The organism is Pseudomonas sp. S3_G06 (assembly GCF_054667565.1).
In genome coordinates this window covers 4,816,554-4,831,200 of the sequence record NZ_CP162738.1, presented here as the reverse complement: position 1 = coordinate 4,831,200, position 14,647 = coordinate 4,816,554, and the positions used below count along the sequence as shown (strand labels likewise).

The 14,647-nt window shown below is 60.3% G+C and carries 17 protein-coding genes, 1 tRNA gene and 1 pseudogene; 9 read left to right on the top strand and 10 right to left on the bottom strand.

Going from position 1 to position 14,647, the window contains the following annotated elements:
* Nucleotides 1-102: 102 nt before the first annotated feature.
* The 3 genes from AB4N47_RS21525 to AB4N47_RS21515 are packed head-to-tail and all read right to left on the bottom strand — an operon-like array spanning nt 103 to nt 1,946.
* Nucleotides 103-555: a hypothetical protein gene (locus AB4N47_RS21525; protein WP_460154337.1), complete on the bottom strand. Its 453-nt coding sequence runs from the start codon at nt 553-555 to the stop codon at nt 103-105.
* A 6-nt stretch (nt 556-561) separates the two neighbouring features.
* Nucleotides 562-975, bottom strand: a complete 414-nt coding sequence (locus AB4N47_RS21520) for a hypothetical protein (protein WP_341638385.1) — start codon at nt 973-975, stop codon at nt 562-564.
* A gap of 29 nt (nt 976-1,004) precedes the next feature.
* A complete protein-coding gene (locus AB4N47_RS21515) occupies nt 1,005-1,946 on the bottom strand; it encodes an alpha/beta hydrolase family protein (RefSeq protein WP_341638386.1) in 942 nt (313 codons plus the stop codon).
* Nucleotides 1,947-1,978: 32 nt separating this feature from the next.
* On the opposite strand from AB4N47_RS21515, the gene AB4N47_RS21510 reads away from it, so the two are divergent.
* Both AB4N47_RS21510 and AB4N47_RS21505 read left to right on the top strand, forming a co-directional pair.
* The gene (locus AB4N47_RS21510) at nt 1,979-2,263 is read left to right on the top strand and encodes a hypothetical protein (protein ID WP_341638387.1); all 285 of its coding nucleotides are present in this window, start codon (nt 1,979-1,981) and stop codon (nt 2,261-2,263) included.
* A gap of 17 nt (nt 2,264-2,280) precedes the next feature.
* Nucleotides 2,281-2,571 carry a YceK/YidQ family lipoprotein gene (locus AB4N47_RS21505; RefSeq protein ID WP_186548453.1) on the top strand — a complete coding sequence of 97 codons (291 nt, stop codon included), beginning with the start codon at nt 2,281-2,283 and terminating at the stop codon, nt 2,569-2,571.
* A 12-nt stretch (nt 2,572-2,583) separates the two neighbouring features.
* Here the strand turns inward: AB4N47_RS21505 and AB4N47_RS21500 are convergent, their stop codons facing one another.
* The 6 genes and pseudogenes from AB4N47_RS21500 to AB4N47_RS21475 form a co-directional block, all read right to left on the bottom strand.
* Entirely contained in the window at nt 2,584-2,871 is a 288-nt protein-coding gene (locus AB4N47_RS21500) for a hypothetical protein (RefSeq protein WP_341638388.1), read from the bottom strand.
* A 155-nt stretch (nt 2,872-3,026) separates the two neighbouring features.
* Nucleotides 3,027-3,102 (bottom strand) — tRNA-Phe (locus AB4N47_RS21495).
* Nucleotides 3,103-3,193: 91 nt separating this feature from the next.
* A complete protein-coding gene (locus AB4N47_RS21490; RefSeq protein ID WP_016772129.1) occupies nt 3,194-3,466 on the bottom strand; it encodes an oxidative damage protection protein in 273 nt (90 codons plus the stop codon).
* Nucleotides 3,463-4,530 (bottom strand): A/G-specific adenine glycosylase, encoded by a 1,068-nt coding sequence (gene mutY, locus AB4N47_RS21485; protein ID WP_130902939.1) that lies wholly within the window; start codon nt 4,528-4,530, stop codon nt 3,463-3,465. Before mutY ends, AB4N47_RS21490 begins: the two co-directional genes overlap by 4 nt.
* A complete protein-coding gene (locus tag AB4N47_RS21480) occupies nt 4,527-6,743 on the bottom strand; it encodes an AsmA family protein (RefSeq protein WP_460154336.1) in 2,217 nt (738 codons plus the stop codon). Before AB4N47_RS21480 ends, mutY begins: the two co-directional genes overlap by 4 nt.
* 78 nt (nt 6,744-6,821) lie before the next feature.
* Nucleotides 6,822-7,036 (bottom strand): annotated as a pseudogene (locus AB4N47_RS21475) (GNAT family protein); the annotation flags it as partial.
* Between the two features lie 231 nt (nt 7,037-7,267).
* Between AB4N47_RS21475 and AB4N47_RS21470 the strand changes: the two are divergent.
* From AB4N47_RS21470 to AB4N47_RS21440, 7 genes are all read left to right on the top strand, one after another.
* The gene (locus AB4N47_RS21470; RefSeq protein ID WP_042608635.1) at nt 7,268-8,932 is read left to right on the top strand and encodes an OFA family MFS transporter; all 1,665 of its coding nucleotides are present in this window, start codon (nt 7,268-7,270) and stop codon (nt 8,930-8,932) included.
* Between the two features lie 264 nt (nt 8,933-9,196).
* Nucleotides 9,197-9,790: an imidazoleglycerol-phosphate dehydratase HisB gene (hisB, locus tag AB4N47_RS21465; RefSeq protein WP_016772125.1), complete on the top strand. Its 594-nt coding sequence runs from the start codon at nt 9,197-9,199 to the stop codon at nt 9,788-9,790.
* On the top strand, nt 9,790-10,428 hold the full coding sequence (hisH, locus tag AB4N47_RS21460) for an imidazole glycerol phosphate synthase subunit HisH (RefSeq protein WP_016772124.1): 639 nt from the start codon (nt 9,790-9,792) through the stop codon (nt 10,426-10,428). The genes hisB and hisH overlap by 1 nt, the downstream gene beginning before the upstream one ends.
* Nucleotides 10,429-10,728: a DUF2164 domain-containing protein gene (locus AB4N47_RS21455; protein ID WP_460154335.1), complete on the top strand. Its 300-nt coding sequence runs from the start codon at nt 10,429-10,431 to the stop codon at nt 10,726-10,728.
* 63 nt (nt 10,729-10,791) lie between these two features.
* Complete coding sequence (hisA, locus tag AB4N47_RS21450) at nt 10,792-11,541, top strand: 1-(5-phosphoribosyl)-5-[(5-phosphoribosylamino)methylideneamino]imidazole-4-carboxamide isomerase (protein WP_076565146.1); 750 nt, start codon at nt 10,792-10,794, stop codon at nt 11,539-11,541.
* Nucleotides 11,542-11,634: 93 nt separating this feature from the next.
* Nucleotides 11,635-12,405, top strand: coding sequence for an imidazole glycerol phosphate synthase subunit HisF (gene hisF, locus AB4N47_RS21445; protein ID WP_016772122.1), 771 nt, complete (start codon nt 11,635-11,637; stop codon nt 12,403-12,405).
* 73 nt (nt 12,406-12,478) lie between these two features.
* Nucleotides 12,479-13,234, top strand: a complete 756-nt coding sequence (locus AB4N47_RS21440) for a substrate-binding periplasmic protein (RefSeq protein ID WP_217864618.1) — start codon at nt 12,479-12,481, stop codon at nt 13,232-13,234.
* Here AB4N47_RS21440 and AB4N47_RS21435 read toward each other — a convergent pair.
* Nucleotides 13,215-14,618 (bottom strand): Vps62-related protein, encoded by a 1,404-nt coding sequence (locus AB4N47_RS21435; protein ID WP_341638390.1) that lies wholly within the window; start codon nt 14,616-14,618, stop codon nt 13,215-13,217. The two genes, AB4N47_RS21440 and AB4N47_RS21435, sit on opposite strands and share 20 nt — an antisense overlap.
* Nucleotides 14,619-14,647: the final 29 nt, after the last annotated feature.

Below are 14,647 nucleotides of genomic sequence, written 5' to 3'. Positions count from 1 at the left end.
TGGGATATACATCGTCACCGGACAAAGAGTAGCTAGGCCATCCAAACAAAAACGGCCGCTGTCAGGGATGACTAGCGGCCGTTTTTTGTTTCTGAGAAGGGCTTATTCGCTCTTGTCTTCCTGGGGCTCTACCGACTTGCCATAAGCATCCAGCGCCACCCCGAATTCCGTAATGAACTGCGGCTCGCTCAGCCAGGCCTGGGCTTGTTCGATGGTCATGCCGTCGGCCCACATGCGGTAGTCGATGAGCATATCGGCAGCCAGGTGGGTGGCGGCCATGCCTTCGTTGTCGGCGTTTTCCATGTCGAGCAGTTCAGGATGGTCGACGATGATGAAGGCCAGTTCGCGCAGCAGGGTCAGCAGCATTTCGTTGCGGCTGACGGCTTCGGCGTCGCGCATTTTGCTGAACATCGCCAGGGTGTATTCCGGGATCGGCTCGGCGAGGTGGCCGAGATCTTCGTCCTGATCCAGCGGTTTGCGCCCGACCATGCGGATCTGCTTGGCTTTGGCCTTGGCGCGTTTGGCGCGTTTCTGTTGCTTGTTCAGGGATGCCATGGGAGCTCAGTTCTTCTGTTGGGTTTGTGCGGCGATCGCGTCGGATGCCGCTACATAGTCAGCTTGGAATGCCGGGGATTCGATCCACGCCAGTGCGCCAGCCTCGTCGGTTTCCTGCGACCACTGGCGATACTCGATCAGCGCGGCGAGGATGAAATCCATCGCGCCTTCTTCGCCTTCCTGCTCGTACACCAGTTCCAGCAGCGGGTCTTCGAGGAACGCGCTGCACATGGCTTGCTGGCTGATCTTCTCGGCGTTGATCATTTTCTTGAACAGTTCGGTCAGGTCCACCGATTCGAAGTCGATGCGGTCGTCGTTCGGGTCCAGCTCGACCGGCGCTTCGGCGCGCTTGGTGCGGTTCTGCTTGGCCTTGGCTTTGGCCCGGGTGGCGCGTTTTTGCTGCTTGTTGGCGGAGGCCATGATGTGTTCCGTCGTGCGTGGAGAAGGGCTCAGCTGCGCGGGGCTTGCCGCCCGGGTGTGTCGGGGGCCAGTGCGCCGGTTTGCAGCCAGGTCAGAGCGATGGGCCATAGTGTGGCTTGGTATGCGCTGCGAAAAAAGCCGAAATGTCCGACTTGTTGTTCGCCGATGTCCTGCGGTGCGATACGCCAGTGGGTTTTTGTCGCGTTGCTGAAGTAGTCGAGCAGGCGCTCGATCGCCGGAGTCGTGCCGTAAGGGTCGTCGCTGAGGCTGATGGCCAGGGTCTGCGCGCGGACGTTGGCGAAGGGCACGGCGCCCGTTTTTTTCATCAGCGTCCGACCGCTTGGGCGTTGCTCGTAACGTGCGGTGGGTGTGCTCCAGTCGCAGACTACGCCGGTTGGCGTGTCCTCCAGCCAGCCGATCCGCTTGCCTGGAAAATAGCCGCAGAGCAGCGCCGTCAAAGGCATGACCACATGCCACTTGCCGAACATCCGCCAGCGCTGTTCGGGGGAGTAATCGCGCCAGTAAGCGAACTGCGCACCGACGGTTACCAGCCGTCGGATTACCCTGCCGGATGCGGCGAGACCGGCCGCGCAACCACCGAAGCTGTGGCCAACCACATCGATTGGCTGACCGGGAAACTCCTGCTGCGCGCGTTTGAGCATCGCTTCGAAATCCAGCGCGCCCCAGTCGGTCCACGAGGCACGCAGCCCTTTGATCGATTCGCTGCGGGATTCGCCGATGCCCCGGTAGTCGTAGGTCATCACGTCGAAGCCGTGGCAGAACAGATAGGCCGCGAACCGTGAATAGTGCCGACAGCGCACGGAGGTGGCGGCGTTGATGATGACCACTGGGCGCTGTGGATCGGGCGAACTGTGGCGCCAGGTGAAGCCGCCGAGTGCGTAGCCGTCGGCTGCGTTCTCTATGAACGATTCGCCAATGGTTACCGGGTCGGTCGAAAGGCATTTGTTCATAAGTGCTCGGCCTTTGCGAAGGTGGATCGAGAATGAGCCTGGAACTGGCGCCGAGCAACATACGGAACGCAGTGCGTTCCGAATTCAATGTGATCGAATTGGTGACGCGCTGCGTCACGATTTACATAAGTCCGAGGGACAGTTCATTTCACATCCGCTCCAGTTCATGCAACGCGCAGCGGCGTAATGCCAACATGACCGCGTTCGAATGCGCCGTCGCGCAACAGGCAATCTGGTTTAACCGATATGCCGAGTCAGCAGGTAGAGCAGTCACGAGCGAAAGGCACGAGTACAATCCCGCGCCCAGTATTTTGTGACGTAAGGAAGCGCTGTTTTGAAAGGGATTCTGCGAATTGGCTGTGTCATAGGCCTGGCACTGCTGTTGGTTGGCTGCGGAACGTTTATCGGGCGCTTGAATGATGGTTTGTCCGACGCCGAATATTACCGAGGGGTCGATGGCGGCCTACACCTGCTCGGTGTTCGGGGAGGAGGCAGCGATGGCATGCCGGCAGCGATCATCTGTTACATGATGATCGTCTGCCCGGTCATCACTGTTGTATCCCTGCCAGTGGATGCCGCTGTGGATACAGTCTTGTTGCCCGTCGATTACATCAACACTCTGTGAAGGCGGCATGCACTATTGACTTGTGCGCTTGCGCTTCGGCCTCTGCTCGCGCACCCGCCCTTTGCGATAAATCCACAACCCAAACACACCAATGGCCAGCATGAATGCCGTCCAGAAGCTCTGCCAAACGAACTCGAACCAGTATCGCCGAGGTTGCAGTGCCAAGGTGTAGGTGCTGCGCGGCCCACGATTGTTGGTGGTAATGGAGCCGCTGATCCAGCTTTCGATCAGCATGTAGATTGAAAGGCAGACGGCAATGGCAATCAGCACGCCGGCGATGACGGTCAGCCAATAACACAAGCGGCTTTGCCGATACGGCGGAGGATGGGGCAGGGGGACGCGGGTTCGTTTCTGATTCATCGAGTGATGGCCCTTTTCCGTAAGGGGTAAGCAGTGTCCATCAAATCCCGGACATAAAAAAACCCTGAATCTTGCGATTCAGGGTTTTCGGTATTTGGTGCCCAGAGACGGAATCGAACCGCCGACACGGGGATTTTCAATCCCCTGCTCTACCGACTGAGCTATCTGGGCAACGGGGCGCATTAAAAGGGTTTTTCGGATTTACGTCAACGACTTTTTGAAAATTTCTTAAATTAATTCCGTCGCTTACGAAATCTGCGGGTTATTCGGCGGGCGGCACGTAGCCTTCGGCCTTGGCGTATTCCTCGCCGGAGAAGTACTTGTCCATTTCTCCCTGCAGGTATTTGCGATCTTCGGCGTTCATCATGTTCAGGCGCTTTTCGTTGATCAGCAGGGTCTGGTGTTTCTGCCAGTCGGCCCAGGCCTTGGCCGAGACGTGGTCGAAAATATCCTGGCCCTTGGCACCTGGAAAAGGGGCACGTTCCAGCGCGGGCAGTTCTTCTTTGTACTTGCGGCACATTACGGTGCGGGTCATGGCGATTCTCCTGCATTCAAGACGGCGGCCGCGCGTTCGAGCAAGGTCTTGACCGGGGCAGCAAGGCCCAGGCGCGGCGGGGTGGCGAGGTTATACCAGAGCCAGTCGGCCTCGGCCACGTGATGGCTGGCTTCCTGCACCTGAACCAGCCACGGTTCGATGGACAACTGGAAATGGCTGAAGGTATGCACCAGGCTCGGCAGCGCCTGCTGCTGGCCCATGGTCAGCGAGTGCTGATCGGCCAGATGCTGCAGATCTTCCAGATCATCCAGTTCCGGCAGGCTCCACAAACCGCCCCACAGGCCCGTCGAGGGGCGGCGATAAAGCAGAATCGCACCTTCGCCGTTGGCGAGCATCGGCATCAGCGTGCGTTTCTGCGGGATGGCCTTGCGCGGCTTGGGAATCGGATAACGGGTTTCCAGGCCAAGCATGTGCGCTTCACAGCCACGCTTGAGCGGGCACAGCAGACAGCTCGGCTTGCTGCGCGTGCAGAGTGTGGCGCCAAGATCCATCATCGCCTGGGTGTAGGCGTTGACCCGATCGTGCGGGGTGAAGCGCTCGGCGTTGGCCCAGAGTTGTTTGGCCACCTTCGGTTCGCCGGGGTAGCCCTCTTGCGCGGTGAAGCGCGCCAGTACGCGTTTGACGTTGCCGTCGAGGATCGGCGCGCGCAGGCCCATGCTGATGCTGGCGATCGCCCCGGCGGTGGACAGGCCGATGCCTGGCAGCTCGGTGAGTTTTTCCACGTCACGCGGGAATTCGCCAGCGTACTGGCTGACGACGATCTTCGCGGTCTTCTGCAGATTGCGTGCGCGAGTGTAGTAACCCAACCCGGTCCACAGGTGCAGCACCTCGTCTTCCGGCGCTGCGGCCAGCGCATCGACTGTTGGCAGCGCCGCCATGAAGCGTTCGAAGTAATTGAGCACGGTGCTGACCTGGGTCTGCTGCAACATGATCTCGGACACCCAGACCCGATATGGATTGATGTCCTGCTGCCACGGCAAATCGTGGCGGCCATGGCGGTCGAACCACTCCAGCACCGCCGTGGAAAATTGCTCTGCTGTCATCGCTTGAACAGCCCCTTCAACGCGTCTTTCAATTCCGGGCTGACTTTATCGCCCAGTTTTTCGTCGATTTTCTCGCTGAGCTTGTTGCCAGCCATCTTGCTGGCCACCTGACCGAGACGGTCATTGTCGACGCGGCAGGCCTTGGCGCCCAGTTCCAGCGGGCCACGGCAGCGCAGTGGCCACTCGATGCCGACGAATTTCTCGCCGACCTGACAGGCTGGGTCGGGCATGGCGCTGGTGTCGCCCTCGACGATGATGCCGACGCGGTAGTCCATGCCGAGCACGCGCAGGTCGATGTCGCCGTCACCGTTGACGGTCATGCCGGGGATGCGCACTTTCAGGTCGGGGTTGCTGGCGACGCCGTTGCGCACGGTCAGGTTGCCCTTGAGCTCTTCGAACGGCGTGTCCTTGCCCCGTGGCTCGCCGCTGAGGGATTTGCGATTGAGGGTGGCGATGCCTTTGCACAATTGCTGTTCAAGGTTGGCATTGAGCAGCACGCCGTTGTTGATGACGAAACTGGCGTTGCCGTTCAGCGTATCGATCAGCGCCTGTTGGCTGTTGCCGCTGCCGGTGAGGCTGCTGGTCAGCGTTACCAGACCTTTGACCGGCGGATTCTTGCCTTGGCTTTCGATGATTTTTTCCGCCGGCACGCGGTTGAGCCGGGTCTGCAGGTTAAGCACCGGCGCGCTTGGGCGCACGTCGAGTGTGCCGTTGGCGACGAAGCCGCCGTTGTACAGATCACCGCTCAGGTTAGTCAGCGTCAGCAGGCCGCCCTGGCCGGTGGCTTTGAGCGCGGCGTTCTGGATCGGCAGTTTGTCGAGGGTCAGTTGGCCGAAAGTCAGATCGGCGTCCACGTCGAGTTTGGCCAGGCGTTCGACCGGCAGCAGACGCTCGGTGCTCCAGGCGGTTTTGCTCGGTTTGTCCGGCAGCGGCGTGGTGCCTGCGACGGCGCCGGCCTCGGTGCTGGCGACTTCGGCCTGACGGGTTTGCGTGGCGTTGTTGGCTTGAGCCGATTTCGGTGGCAGGTAGCGGTCGACGTTGAACGTGTCGGCCTTGAGAATCGCGCGCAGCGATTGTTTGGCGAAGTCCTCGATGGCGATGCGGCCGCTGAAGCTGCTGTCATCGAGTTTCAGGTTGATGTTGTCGAACGACAGGCTGGTCGGAGTGGCAGCAACGCGGCTGACCAGTTCGACCTTGCTCAGGCTGCCTTCGCCCATCGCCGGCAGTGTCTGGCCGATGCTGTCGACGAATTTCGCCAGATCGAACTGGGCAATGGAAATGCCGCCGCTGATCTGTGGCGTCTTGTCGAGGTCGTTGGCTTTCAGCTCGCCCAATGCGCGCAACTGGTTGGCGGAAATCTTGATGCCGGTCCATTCGGCGACATTCGCTGCCTTGTCCAGCAGCAACTGACCTTGAGCGGAGAAGGTCATGGTCTTGCCTTGCAGCGGATCGCCAGCGAGTTCGCCGGTCAGCTTCAGGTCTTCGAACTTGTAACGCTGCAAGGCGCGCTCGAAGCGCAGCTCGCCGTTGAGCTCGGTGCGCACGCGCAGTACCGGTTGGTTGGTGCCAAGGAACGCGGTGGCTTTCACCGGGATATTGGTCGAATCGTGTACCGGGCCGGTGCTCAACTGAATGCTTTCGGCACTGAACTGCTTGCCGGTCAGCTCATCGGTGTATTCAACGCGGGCGTTGTTGACGGTCAGGCTGTCGATGTCGAGGCGGATCGGTTGCGCCGGTTTTTCCACGGCGACGGTCGGCTCGCTGGCGGTCGCGCCCGCTGTGGCGGATGGAGTCGAGCCCGGCGCCACAGGCACCTTGCCGATGTCTTCCCAGTTGCCGTGGCCGTTCTTGTCACGGTTCAGGCGCAGGTTGAGGCCTTCGACGCGCACGTCGCTCATCTGCACTTCGCGGCGCAACAACGGCAGCACGCGCACGGACAGGCCGAGCATCTGCAAGTCGGCAAACGGTTCGGCAGGTTTGGCCAGGGTAGCGACGCTGGCTTCGTGCAATTCCAGGCCGAGCCACGGGAACAGGCTCCAGCCGATATCGCCATTGAGCGTCAGCTCGATGTGGGCCTTGTCGCGGGCAATCTGGCGGATCTCGTCTTTATAGTCGTTGGGATCGAAGAGGTGGGTCAGGGCAAAGCCTGCCGCCACAATGATCAGCAACAGCCCGAGAAGTACCAGACCCAGGATTTTGCCGAACGCTTTCATGGGCGAGTCCTTGTAGTTAGTCGAATTGGTCATATGGCCGGGGAGTATAGCGCTGCCGGCACCCGGTTCGGTGCGGCGTCATCTGCCGAGGGTCGGCGGCGGCACCTGCAACTTCGCCACAGGGCCTGCGCTTGAGGATGCCCGGCGGGCGCCAGAGGGCGCAATCCGGCCCCCGCTTGCGACGCCATTTTTTGCGCTTGGTTCACCCGTCGTTCAGTCACGCCCAGGCGACGGGTAACTTTTCACACGCATAAATGGGACAAGTAGCAAACGGCGTGGTGCCTTTGCAGACGCGGGGTTGACGGCTTCCCGAGTCGTACGAGAACAGATGACTTGAAAAAAGGTGATATCAGTTTGGTTTTTCTGTCACCTGAGAATGGTAACCTTCGCCAGTTCGTCCGCCCGTCTGCGACTTAACGTCGCGCCTTCAAGGAGCTTCACCTAAAAAAACGGTCATGCCTGCGTGCATAAGGCCGAGGGTGAGCAGTGGCTGGCGAACCATACTAACAATTGGGGGATACACAATGAGCACGAGCATCACGGCGGACGGCCTCAAGGCCGACCAGCCTGCGTTCCTGTCCAAGGAACGCATCATCGCCAAGCCCGGTTTCAACCGCTGGCTGGTTCCACCGGCCGCTTTGGCCATTCACCTGTGCATCGGCATGGCTTACGGCTTCTCGGTGTTCTGGTTGCCGCTGTCCAAGGCACTCGGCGTTACCGCGCCGGTGGCTTGCGCGCCGGACATGAGCTTCATCGCACAGGTATTTTCGTCGAACTGCGACTGGCCGATCTCCATGCTCGGCTGGATCTACACGCTGTTCTTCATCTTCCTCGGCTGCTCGGCAGCGATCTGGGGTGGCTGGCTGGAACACGCCGGGCCTCGTAAAGCGGGCGTGGTCTCGGCCTTGTGCTGGTGCGGCGGTCTGCTGATTTCTGCGTTGGGTATCTATACCCACCAGATCTGGCTGATGTGGATCGGTTCCGGCGTGATCGGCGGTATCGGTCTGGGCCTGGGCTATATCTCGCCGGTGTCGACCCTGATCAAGTGGTTCCCGGACAAGCGCGGCATGGCGACCGGCATGGCGATCATGGGCTTCGGTGGCGGCGCGATGGTCGGCGCTCCATTGGCGACTGCGCTGATGAGCCACTTCGCTTCGCCGGAAGGCGTGGGCGTATGGCAGAGCTTCGTGGCCATGGCGGCTATTTACTTCGTGTTCATGATCGGTGGCGCATTGTCCTACCGCGTGCCGCCAACCGGCTGGAAGCCTGAAGGCTGGACCGCTCCGGCGAAGAAAGCTTCCAACGCCATGATCACCAACCGTCACGTCCACGTGAACGTAGCGTGGAAAACTCCGCAATTCCGTCTGGTCTGGCTGGTGCTGTGCCTGAACGTGTCGGCGGGTATCGGTATCCTCGGCATGGCTTCGCCACTGTTGCAGGAAGTGTTCGGCGGCAAGCTGCTGGGCGTCGATGTGCCGTTTGGTCAACTCGACGCTGGCCAACTGGCCTCGATCGCGGCGATCGCAGCGGGCTTCACTGGTCTGCTGAGCCTGTTCAACATCGGTGGCCGCTTCTTCTGGGCCTCGTTCTCGGATTACCTGGGCCGCAAAAACACCTACTTCGTGTTCTTCGCCCTGGGTTTTGCCCTGTATGCGCTGATTCCAAACCTCGGCCATCTGGGCAACGTTGCTCTGTTCGTGGCGGCGTTCTGCATCATCCTGTCGATGTACGGCGGTGGTTTTGCCACCGTTCCAGCGTATCTGGCCGACCTGTTCGGTACACAGATGGTCGGTGCGATCCACGGTCGTCTGCTGACTGCCTGGGCTGCTGCCGGCGTGCTCGGTCCGGTGCTGGTCAACTACCTGCGTGAATATCAATTGAGCATCGGCGTGGAACGCGCTGCCGCTTACGACATCACCCTGTACATCCTCGCCGGCCTGCTGGTGCTGGGCTTCCTGTGCAACCTGATGGTGCGCCCGGTGGCCGACAAGTACTTCATGACCGACGCCGAACTGGCCGCCGAACAGGCGCTGGGCCACGACAAGGGTGCTGATGCCAGCACCGTTCTGGAGTGGAAAGCGGCGCCGGGCACCAAGCCTCTGGCGATCGCGGCATGGCTGGTGGTGGGTATTCCGTTGGCGTGGGGTGTGTGGGTGACCCTGCAGAAGACGGCGGTACTGTTTCACTAAGCGTGAGTGCACCTGAGAGGTAGTGTCAGGGGCATTGGTTTCAAGCCGAAAAGATCGCAGCCTTCGGCAGCTCCTACAGTCAGTGTTCGCATGCTGAAAGAGTAGGTGCTGCTGGAGGCTGCGATCTTTTTGCTTGTATGGACATGTCTACCCGCGACAGCCGGGCGTTCTATCCGTCAGGCATCTCACCTCTCGTGTTTTTGTTTGCCTCCTGCGTGCCTATAATGGCTGCCTTTTTCGCCCAATGATTTTGCGGAGCTGGTGATGGCCGAACGTAAGGCGTCTGTCGAGCGCGACACTCTGGAAACCCAGATCAAAGCCTCGATCAACCTTGATGGCACCGGAAAGGCCCGATTCGATATCGGTGTACCTTTTCTTGAGCACATGCTGGATCAGATCGCCCGTCACGGGTTGATCGACCTGGATATCGAATGCAAGGGCGATCTGCATATCGACGACCACCATACGGTGGAAGACGTCGGTATCACCCTCGGCCAGGCGTTTGCCAAAGCCATCGGCGACAAGAAAGGCATCCGTCGCTACGGCCATGCCTACGTGCCGCTCGATGAAGCGCTGTCGCGCGTGGTGATCGATTTCTCCGGTCGCCCGGGCCTGCAGATGCACGTGCCGTACACCCGCGCCACCGTCGGCGGTTTCGACGTTGACCTGTTCCAGGAGTTTTTCCAGGGCTTCGTCAACCACGCGCTGGTCAGCGTGCACATCGACAATCTGCGCGGCACCAACACCCACCACCAGATCGAAACCGTGTTCAAGGCTTTCGGCCGCGCACTGCGCATGGCCGTCGAGCTGGACGAGCGCATGGCCGGGCAAATGCCGTCGACCAAAGGCGTTCTGTAATGCAGACGGTTGCAGTTATCGACTACGGCATGGGTAACCTGCACTCGGTGGCCAAGGCTCTTGAGCACGTCGGCGCCGGCAAGGTGCTGATCACCAGTGATGCGAACGTGATTCGCGAAGCCGACCGCGTGGTATTCCCGGGCGTTGGCGCGATTCGCGATTGCATGGCGGAGATCCGTCGCCTCGGCTTCGATTCGCTGGTCCGTGAGGTCAGCCAGGATCGGCCGTTCCTCGGCATCTGTGTCGGCATGCAAGCCCTGCTCGATACCAGCGAAGAGAACGCCGGCGTCGACTGCATCGGCCTGTTTCCGGGCGCGGTGAAATTCTTCGGCAAGGATCTGCACGAAGACGGCGAGCACCTGAAGGTCCCGCACATGGGCTGGAACGAGGTGAAGCAGAACATCAGTCACCCGTTGTGGCATGACATCCCGGATCTGGCGCGTTTCTACTTCGTGCACAGCTACTACATCGCCGCCGCCAATGCGCGGCAGGTGGTAGGCAGCGGTCATTACGGTGTCGATTTCGCTGCAGCGCTGGCCGACGGTTCGCGTTTCGCCGTGCAGTTCCACCCGGAGAAAAGCCATACCCATGGCCTGCAACTGCTGCAGAACTTCGCTGCGTGGGACGGTCGCTGGTAAATGGCTGTCAAGAAATCCAAACCGCCGATTCTGACCCTCACTCCCGAGCAGGAGAGCGAGGCCAGTCGCAAGATTCAGCGGTTCATGGAAGACCGTTTCGAACTGGATCTGGGTTCGTTCGAGGCGGCGGAAATTCTTGAGCTGTTTACCCGCGAGATTGCTCCGCACTATTACAACAGGGCGATTTTCGATGTGCAGACCCACCTCAAGGAACGGTTTGAAAGCATCGAAAGCGACCTGTGGGCGCTCGAAAAAATTAAGAGCAGCGGCAAGCGTCAAGCTGCAAGCTGCAAGAGATAGACGCGCGTGCGCGCTCGCAGCTTATGGCTTGCAGCTTGCCGCTCTTTTGACGAAGGAAAAAGCATGCTGATTATTCCCGCTATCGATCTCAAAGACGGTGCCTGCGTACGTCTGCGCCAGGGCCGCATGGAAGATTCCACGGTGTTCTCCGATGACCCGGTGAGCATGGCTGCCAAGTGGGTGGAGGGCGGTTGCCGCCGTCTGCATCTGGTCGACCTGAATGGCGCGTTCGAAGGCCAGCCGGTCAACGGCGAAGTGGTCACCGCGATCGCCAAGCGCTACCCGACCCTGCCGATCCAGATCGGTGGCGGCATCCGCTCGCTGGAAACCATCGAGCATTACGTCAAGGCGGGCGTGAGCTACGTGATCATCGGCACCAAAGCCGTAAAAGATCCGGCGTTCGTTGCTGAAGCCTGCCGTGCGTTCCCAGGCAAGATCATTGTCGGTCTGGATGCCAAAGACGGTTTCGTCGCCACCGACGGCTGGGCTGAAATCAGCACCGTGCAGGTCATTGACCTGGCCAAGCAGTTCGAAGCCGACGGCGTGTCCTCGATCGTTTATACCGACATCGCCAAAGACGGCATGATGCAGGGCTGCAACGTACCGTTCACCGCTGCGCTGGCCGCTGCCACCAGGATTCCGGTGATCGCTTCCGGCGGCATCCATAACCTGGGTGACATCAAGTCGCTGCTCGACGCCAAGGCACCGGGCATCATCGGCGCGATTACCGGCCGGGCGATCTATGAGGGCACTTTGGATGTTGCAGAGGCTCAAGCTTTTTGTGATGGCTACGCGGCCAGCTCCAAGTTGTAAGCTGCAAGCTGCAAGTTAGAAACTCGACCGCGATCGGCTCTTTCCTGCAGCTAGTAGCTTGAAGCTTGCAACTCTTAATCGGAGATTAAGCCCATGGCGTTAGCCAAACGCATCATCCCTTGCCTGGACGTGGACAACGGCCGGGTCGTCAAAGGTGTGAAGTTCGAGAACATCCGCGACGCCGGTGACCCGGTGGAAATCGCCCGTCGCTACGACGAGCAGGGTGCCGACGAGATTACCTTTCTCGACATCACCGCCAGCGTCGATGGGCGTGACACTACGCTGCATACCGTCGAGCGCATGGCCAGCCAGGTGTTCATTCCGCTGACCGTCGGCGGTGGCGTGCGTACCGTGCAGGACATCCGCAACCTGCTCAATGCCGGCGCGGACAAGGTGTCGATCAACACTGCTGCCGTGTTCAACCCGGAGTTCGTTGGCGAAGCCGCGCAGCATTTCGGCTCACAGTGCATCGTCGTCGCCATCGACGCCAAGAAAGTCTCCGGCCCCGGCGAAACCCCGCGCTGGGAAATCTTCACCCACGGCGGGCGCAAGCCGACCGGCCTCGACGCGGTCGAGTGGGCGAAGAAAATGGAAGGCCTCGGTGCTGGCGAAATCCTCCTGACCAGCATGGATCAGGACGGCATGAAAAACGGCTTCGACCTCGGCGTGACCCGCGCCATCAGCGACGCGCTGGGCATTCCGGTGATCGCTTCCGGTGGCGTCGGCAATTTGCAGCATCTGGCCGACGGCATTCTCGAAGGCCATGCCAGTGCGGTGCTGGCGGCAAGTATTTTCCACTTCGGCGAATACACCGTGCAGGAAGCCAAGGCCTACATGTCGCATCGCGGCATCGTCATGCGCTAAAGCGTACAGGCCAGTGGACAGCATGGCGCGCCCAAGGCACTCTTGGGCACGCCATGGATTCCGGTAGCCCGACATGATCAAACGCCTGCTTGTTGTTCTCGCCAGCGCCTCGTTGTTGTTCATCAGCAATGCCCGGGCCGAAACCAGTCCCGACACCGATCTGGTGCTGCTCACCGAGAACTTCCCGCCGTACAACATGGCGAAGAACGGCAAGAATTTCGCCCAGGGCGACAACATCAACGGCATTGCCACGGACATCGTTCGCGAGATGTTCCAGCGCGCCGGCCTCACTTACAGCCTGACCCTGCGTTTCCCCTGGGAACGTGTCTACAAGCTCGCCCTGGAAAATCCCGGTTACGGGGCCTTCGTCATGGCGCGCCTGCCCGATCGCGAAAGACTGTTCAAATGGGTCGGCCCGATCGGCCCGGATGACTGGATCCTGCTGGCCAAGGCTGACAGCAAGATCACCCTCGACACCCTCAACGACGCGCGCAAATACAAGATCGGCGCCTACAAGGGTGATGCGATTGCCGAGACACTCACCAAGCAAGGCCTCAAACCGGTGGTGGTGCTGCGCGATCAGGACAACGCTAAAAAGCTGCTCAATGGCCAGATCGATCTGTGGGCCACCGGTGATCCTGCCGGCCGTTATCTGGCACGGCAGGATGGCGTGACCGGCCTGAAGACCGTGCTGCGCTTCAACAGCGCCGAGTTGTACCTGGCGCTGAACAAGGATGTTTCCGATGAGGTGGTCAACAGGCTACAGACCGCGCTGGATCAGTTGCGCAAGGAAGGCGTGGTCGATGAAATCATGGCGCGCTATCTGTAACGGCTGACTCGTCAGGCTCTGCCAGGGCGGCGCTGATTTCGCCCTCGGTCGCAGGCGCAAGCACAGTCTGATTTTCGACCGCCTCCGGCTCAGTTGCGACGATGATTTCAGGCTCGGTTGGTGCGTACTGGCTGATGTGCAGGCTATTGCCATCGGTGTAGCTGAAACCCTCCGTCACTGCCGTGCCGTCCGCGCGCACCAGTCTGTATTCGCTCTGGGCCAGGTAGGCGGCCACTGAGCGGTTTTTGTCCACCACTGCAACCACTTCGATGGTCGCAGTATTGAGCCATTCATTCGAATGCAGTTCGCATTGGGTGAAATCGTGGCCCAGCCGTGCGGAAAACATCAGCGCGCCGTGCTGACGGGTTTGCCATTGCGCGCCGAATTCGATGCAAGTGGTTTGAGTGAAAGTACGCAAGCCGCCAGTACGCTGGGCGCGCTGCGCATTCCACCTGAATATCTGGCTGTCGTTGCCACTGTTTCGTGCGTGACCGACGAGGATGTAGCGATCCTTGCGTTCAAGCAGATAGAAGGGCGAGTGACGCCATTGCTCAGCGGCGGTGTAACGCGGATCGTTGACCGTGAACCAGGGAAGGCTGGCGGTGTAAGTCGCATCGTCCGTTGCCTCTACAGGTGTTGGCGTCTCGCCGCACAGCACCGGTAGCGATGGGTGTGCAGACATCTGCAGGCCGATCTGCAAGCGCAAGCAGTAGACCGGGAAACTGGCCGGTCGGGTGTAGTCACTCAGGCTGAAAAAACTGCCCGATGCCAAGTAGACTTCGCCCGGCAAAGCGGCTGGAGGAACGGCGCTCCAGGTGCTGACGCGCTGTCGGGCCTTGCTGCCCTTGTCGTCCCAGAGCAGATCGGTGGTATTCGACGCGATCACCAGGTCTTCGCGAACGCAGCGCACCGCGTTGAGCGACGGTTTTTCATGATCGTTCGAGCACACCGACCCCAGCGCTACGTAGCCTGCGGGAGCTAGCGGTCGCCAGATCGACAGATCTCTTTTCGAGCCTGATCCGGAGTCCTTCCAGACCAGCTCGTAATCATCGGGACGTCGCAGTGCCCTGCCTTTGGTGGGGTCAGTGCTGGCGATGTCGGCCTCACAAACAACAGCGACCACGCGCTCGCCGTTGATGTTGCCAACGCCTCTGGTGACGAAGTCGCCCAAGGGGAAATAACCGGGCAGCGCGTCGGGAGCCGGGGTCGGGCGCCAGAACGACGCGGGTCTGGCCGACAAACCGTTGGTATCCCAGATGCGCAGAAATTCTGTTGTGAAGTTGATCAGCAGGTTATCGATGCGGATCGGTTCAGTCCGCCCAACGGGCGGGATAATCGGGGCGTTATTTGTCATGGGCACTCCTGATAGTTGCAAGCGACTCAAAGGAGCCGCGACCTGTTGCAGGTCTCACT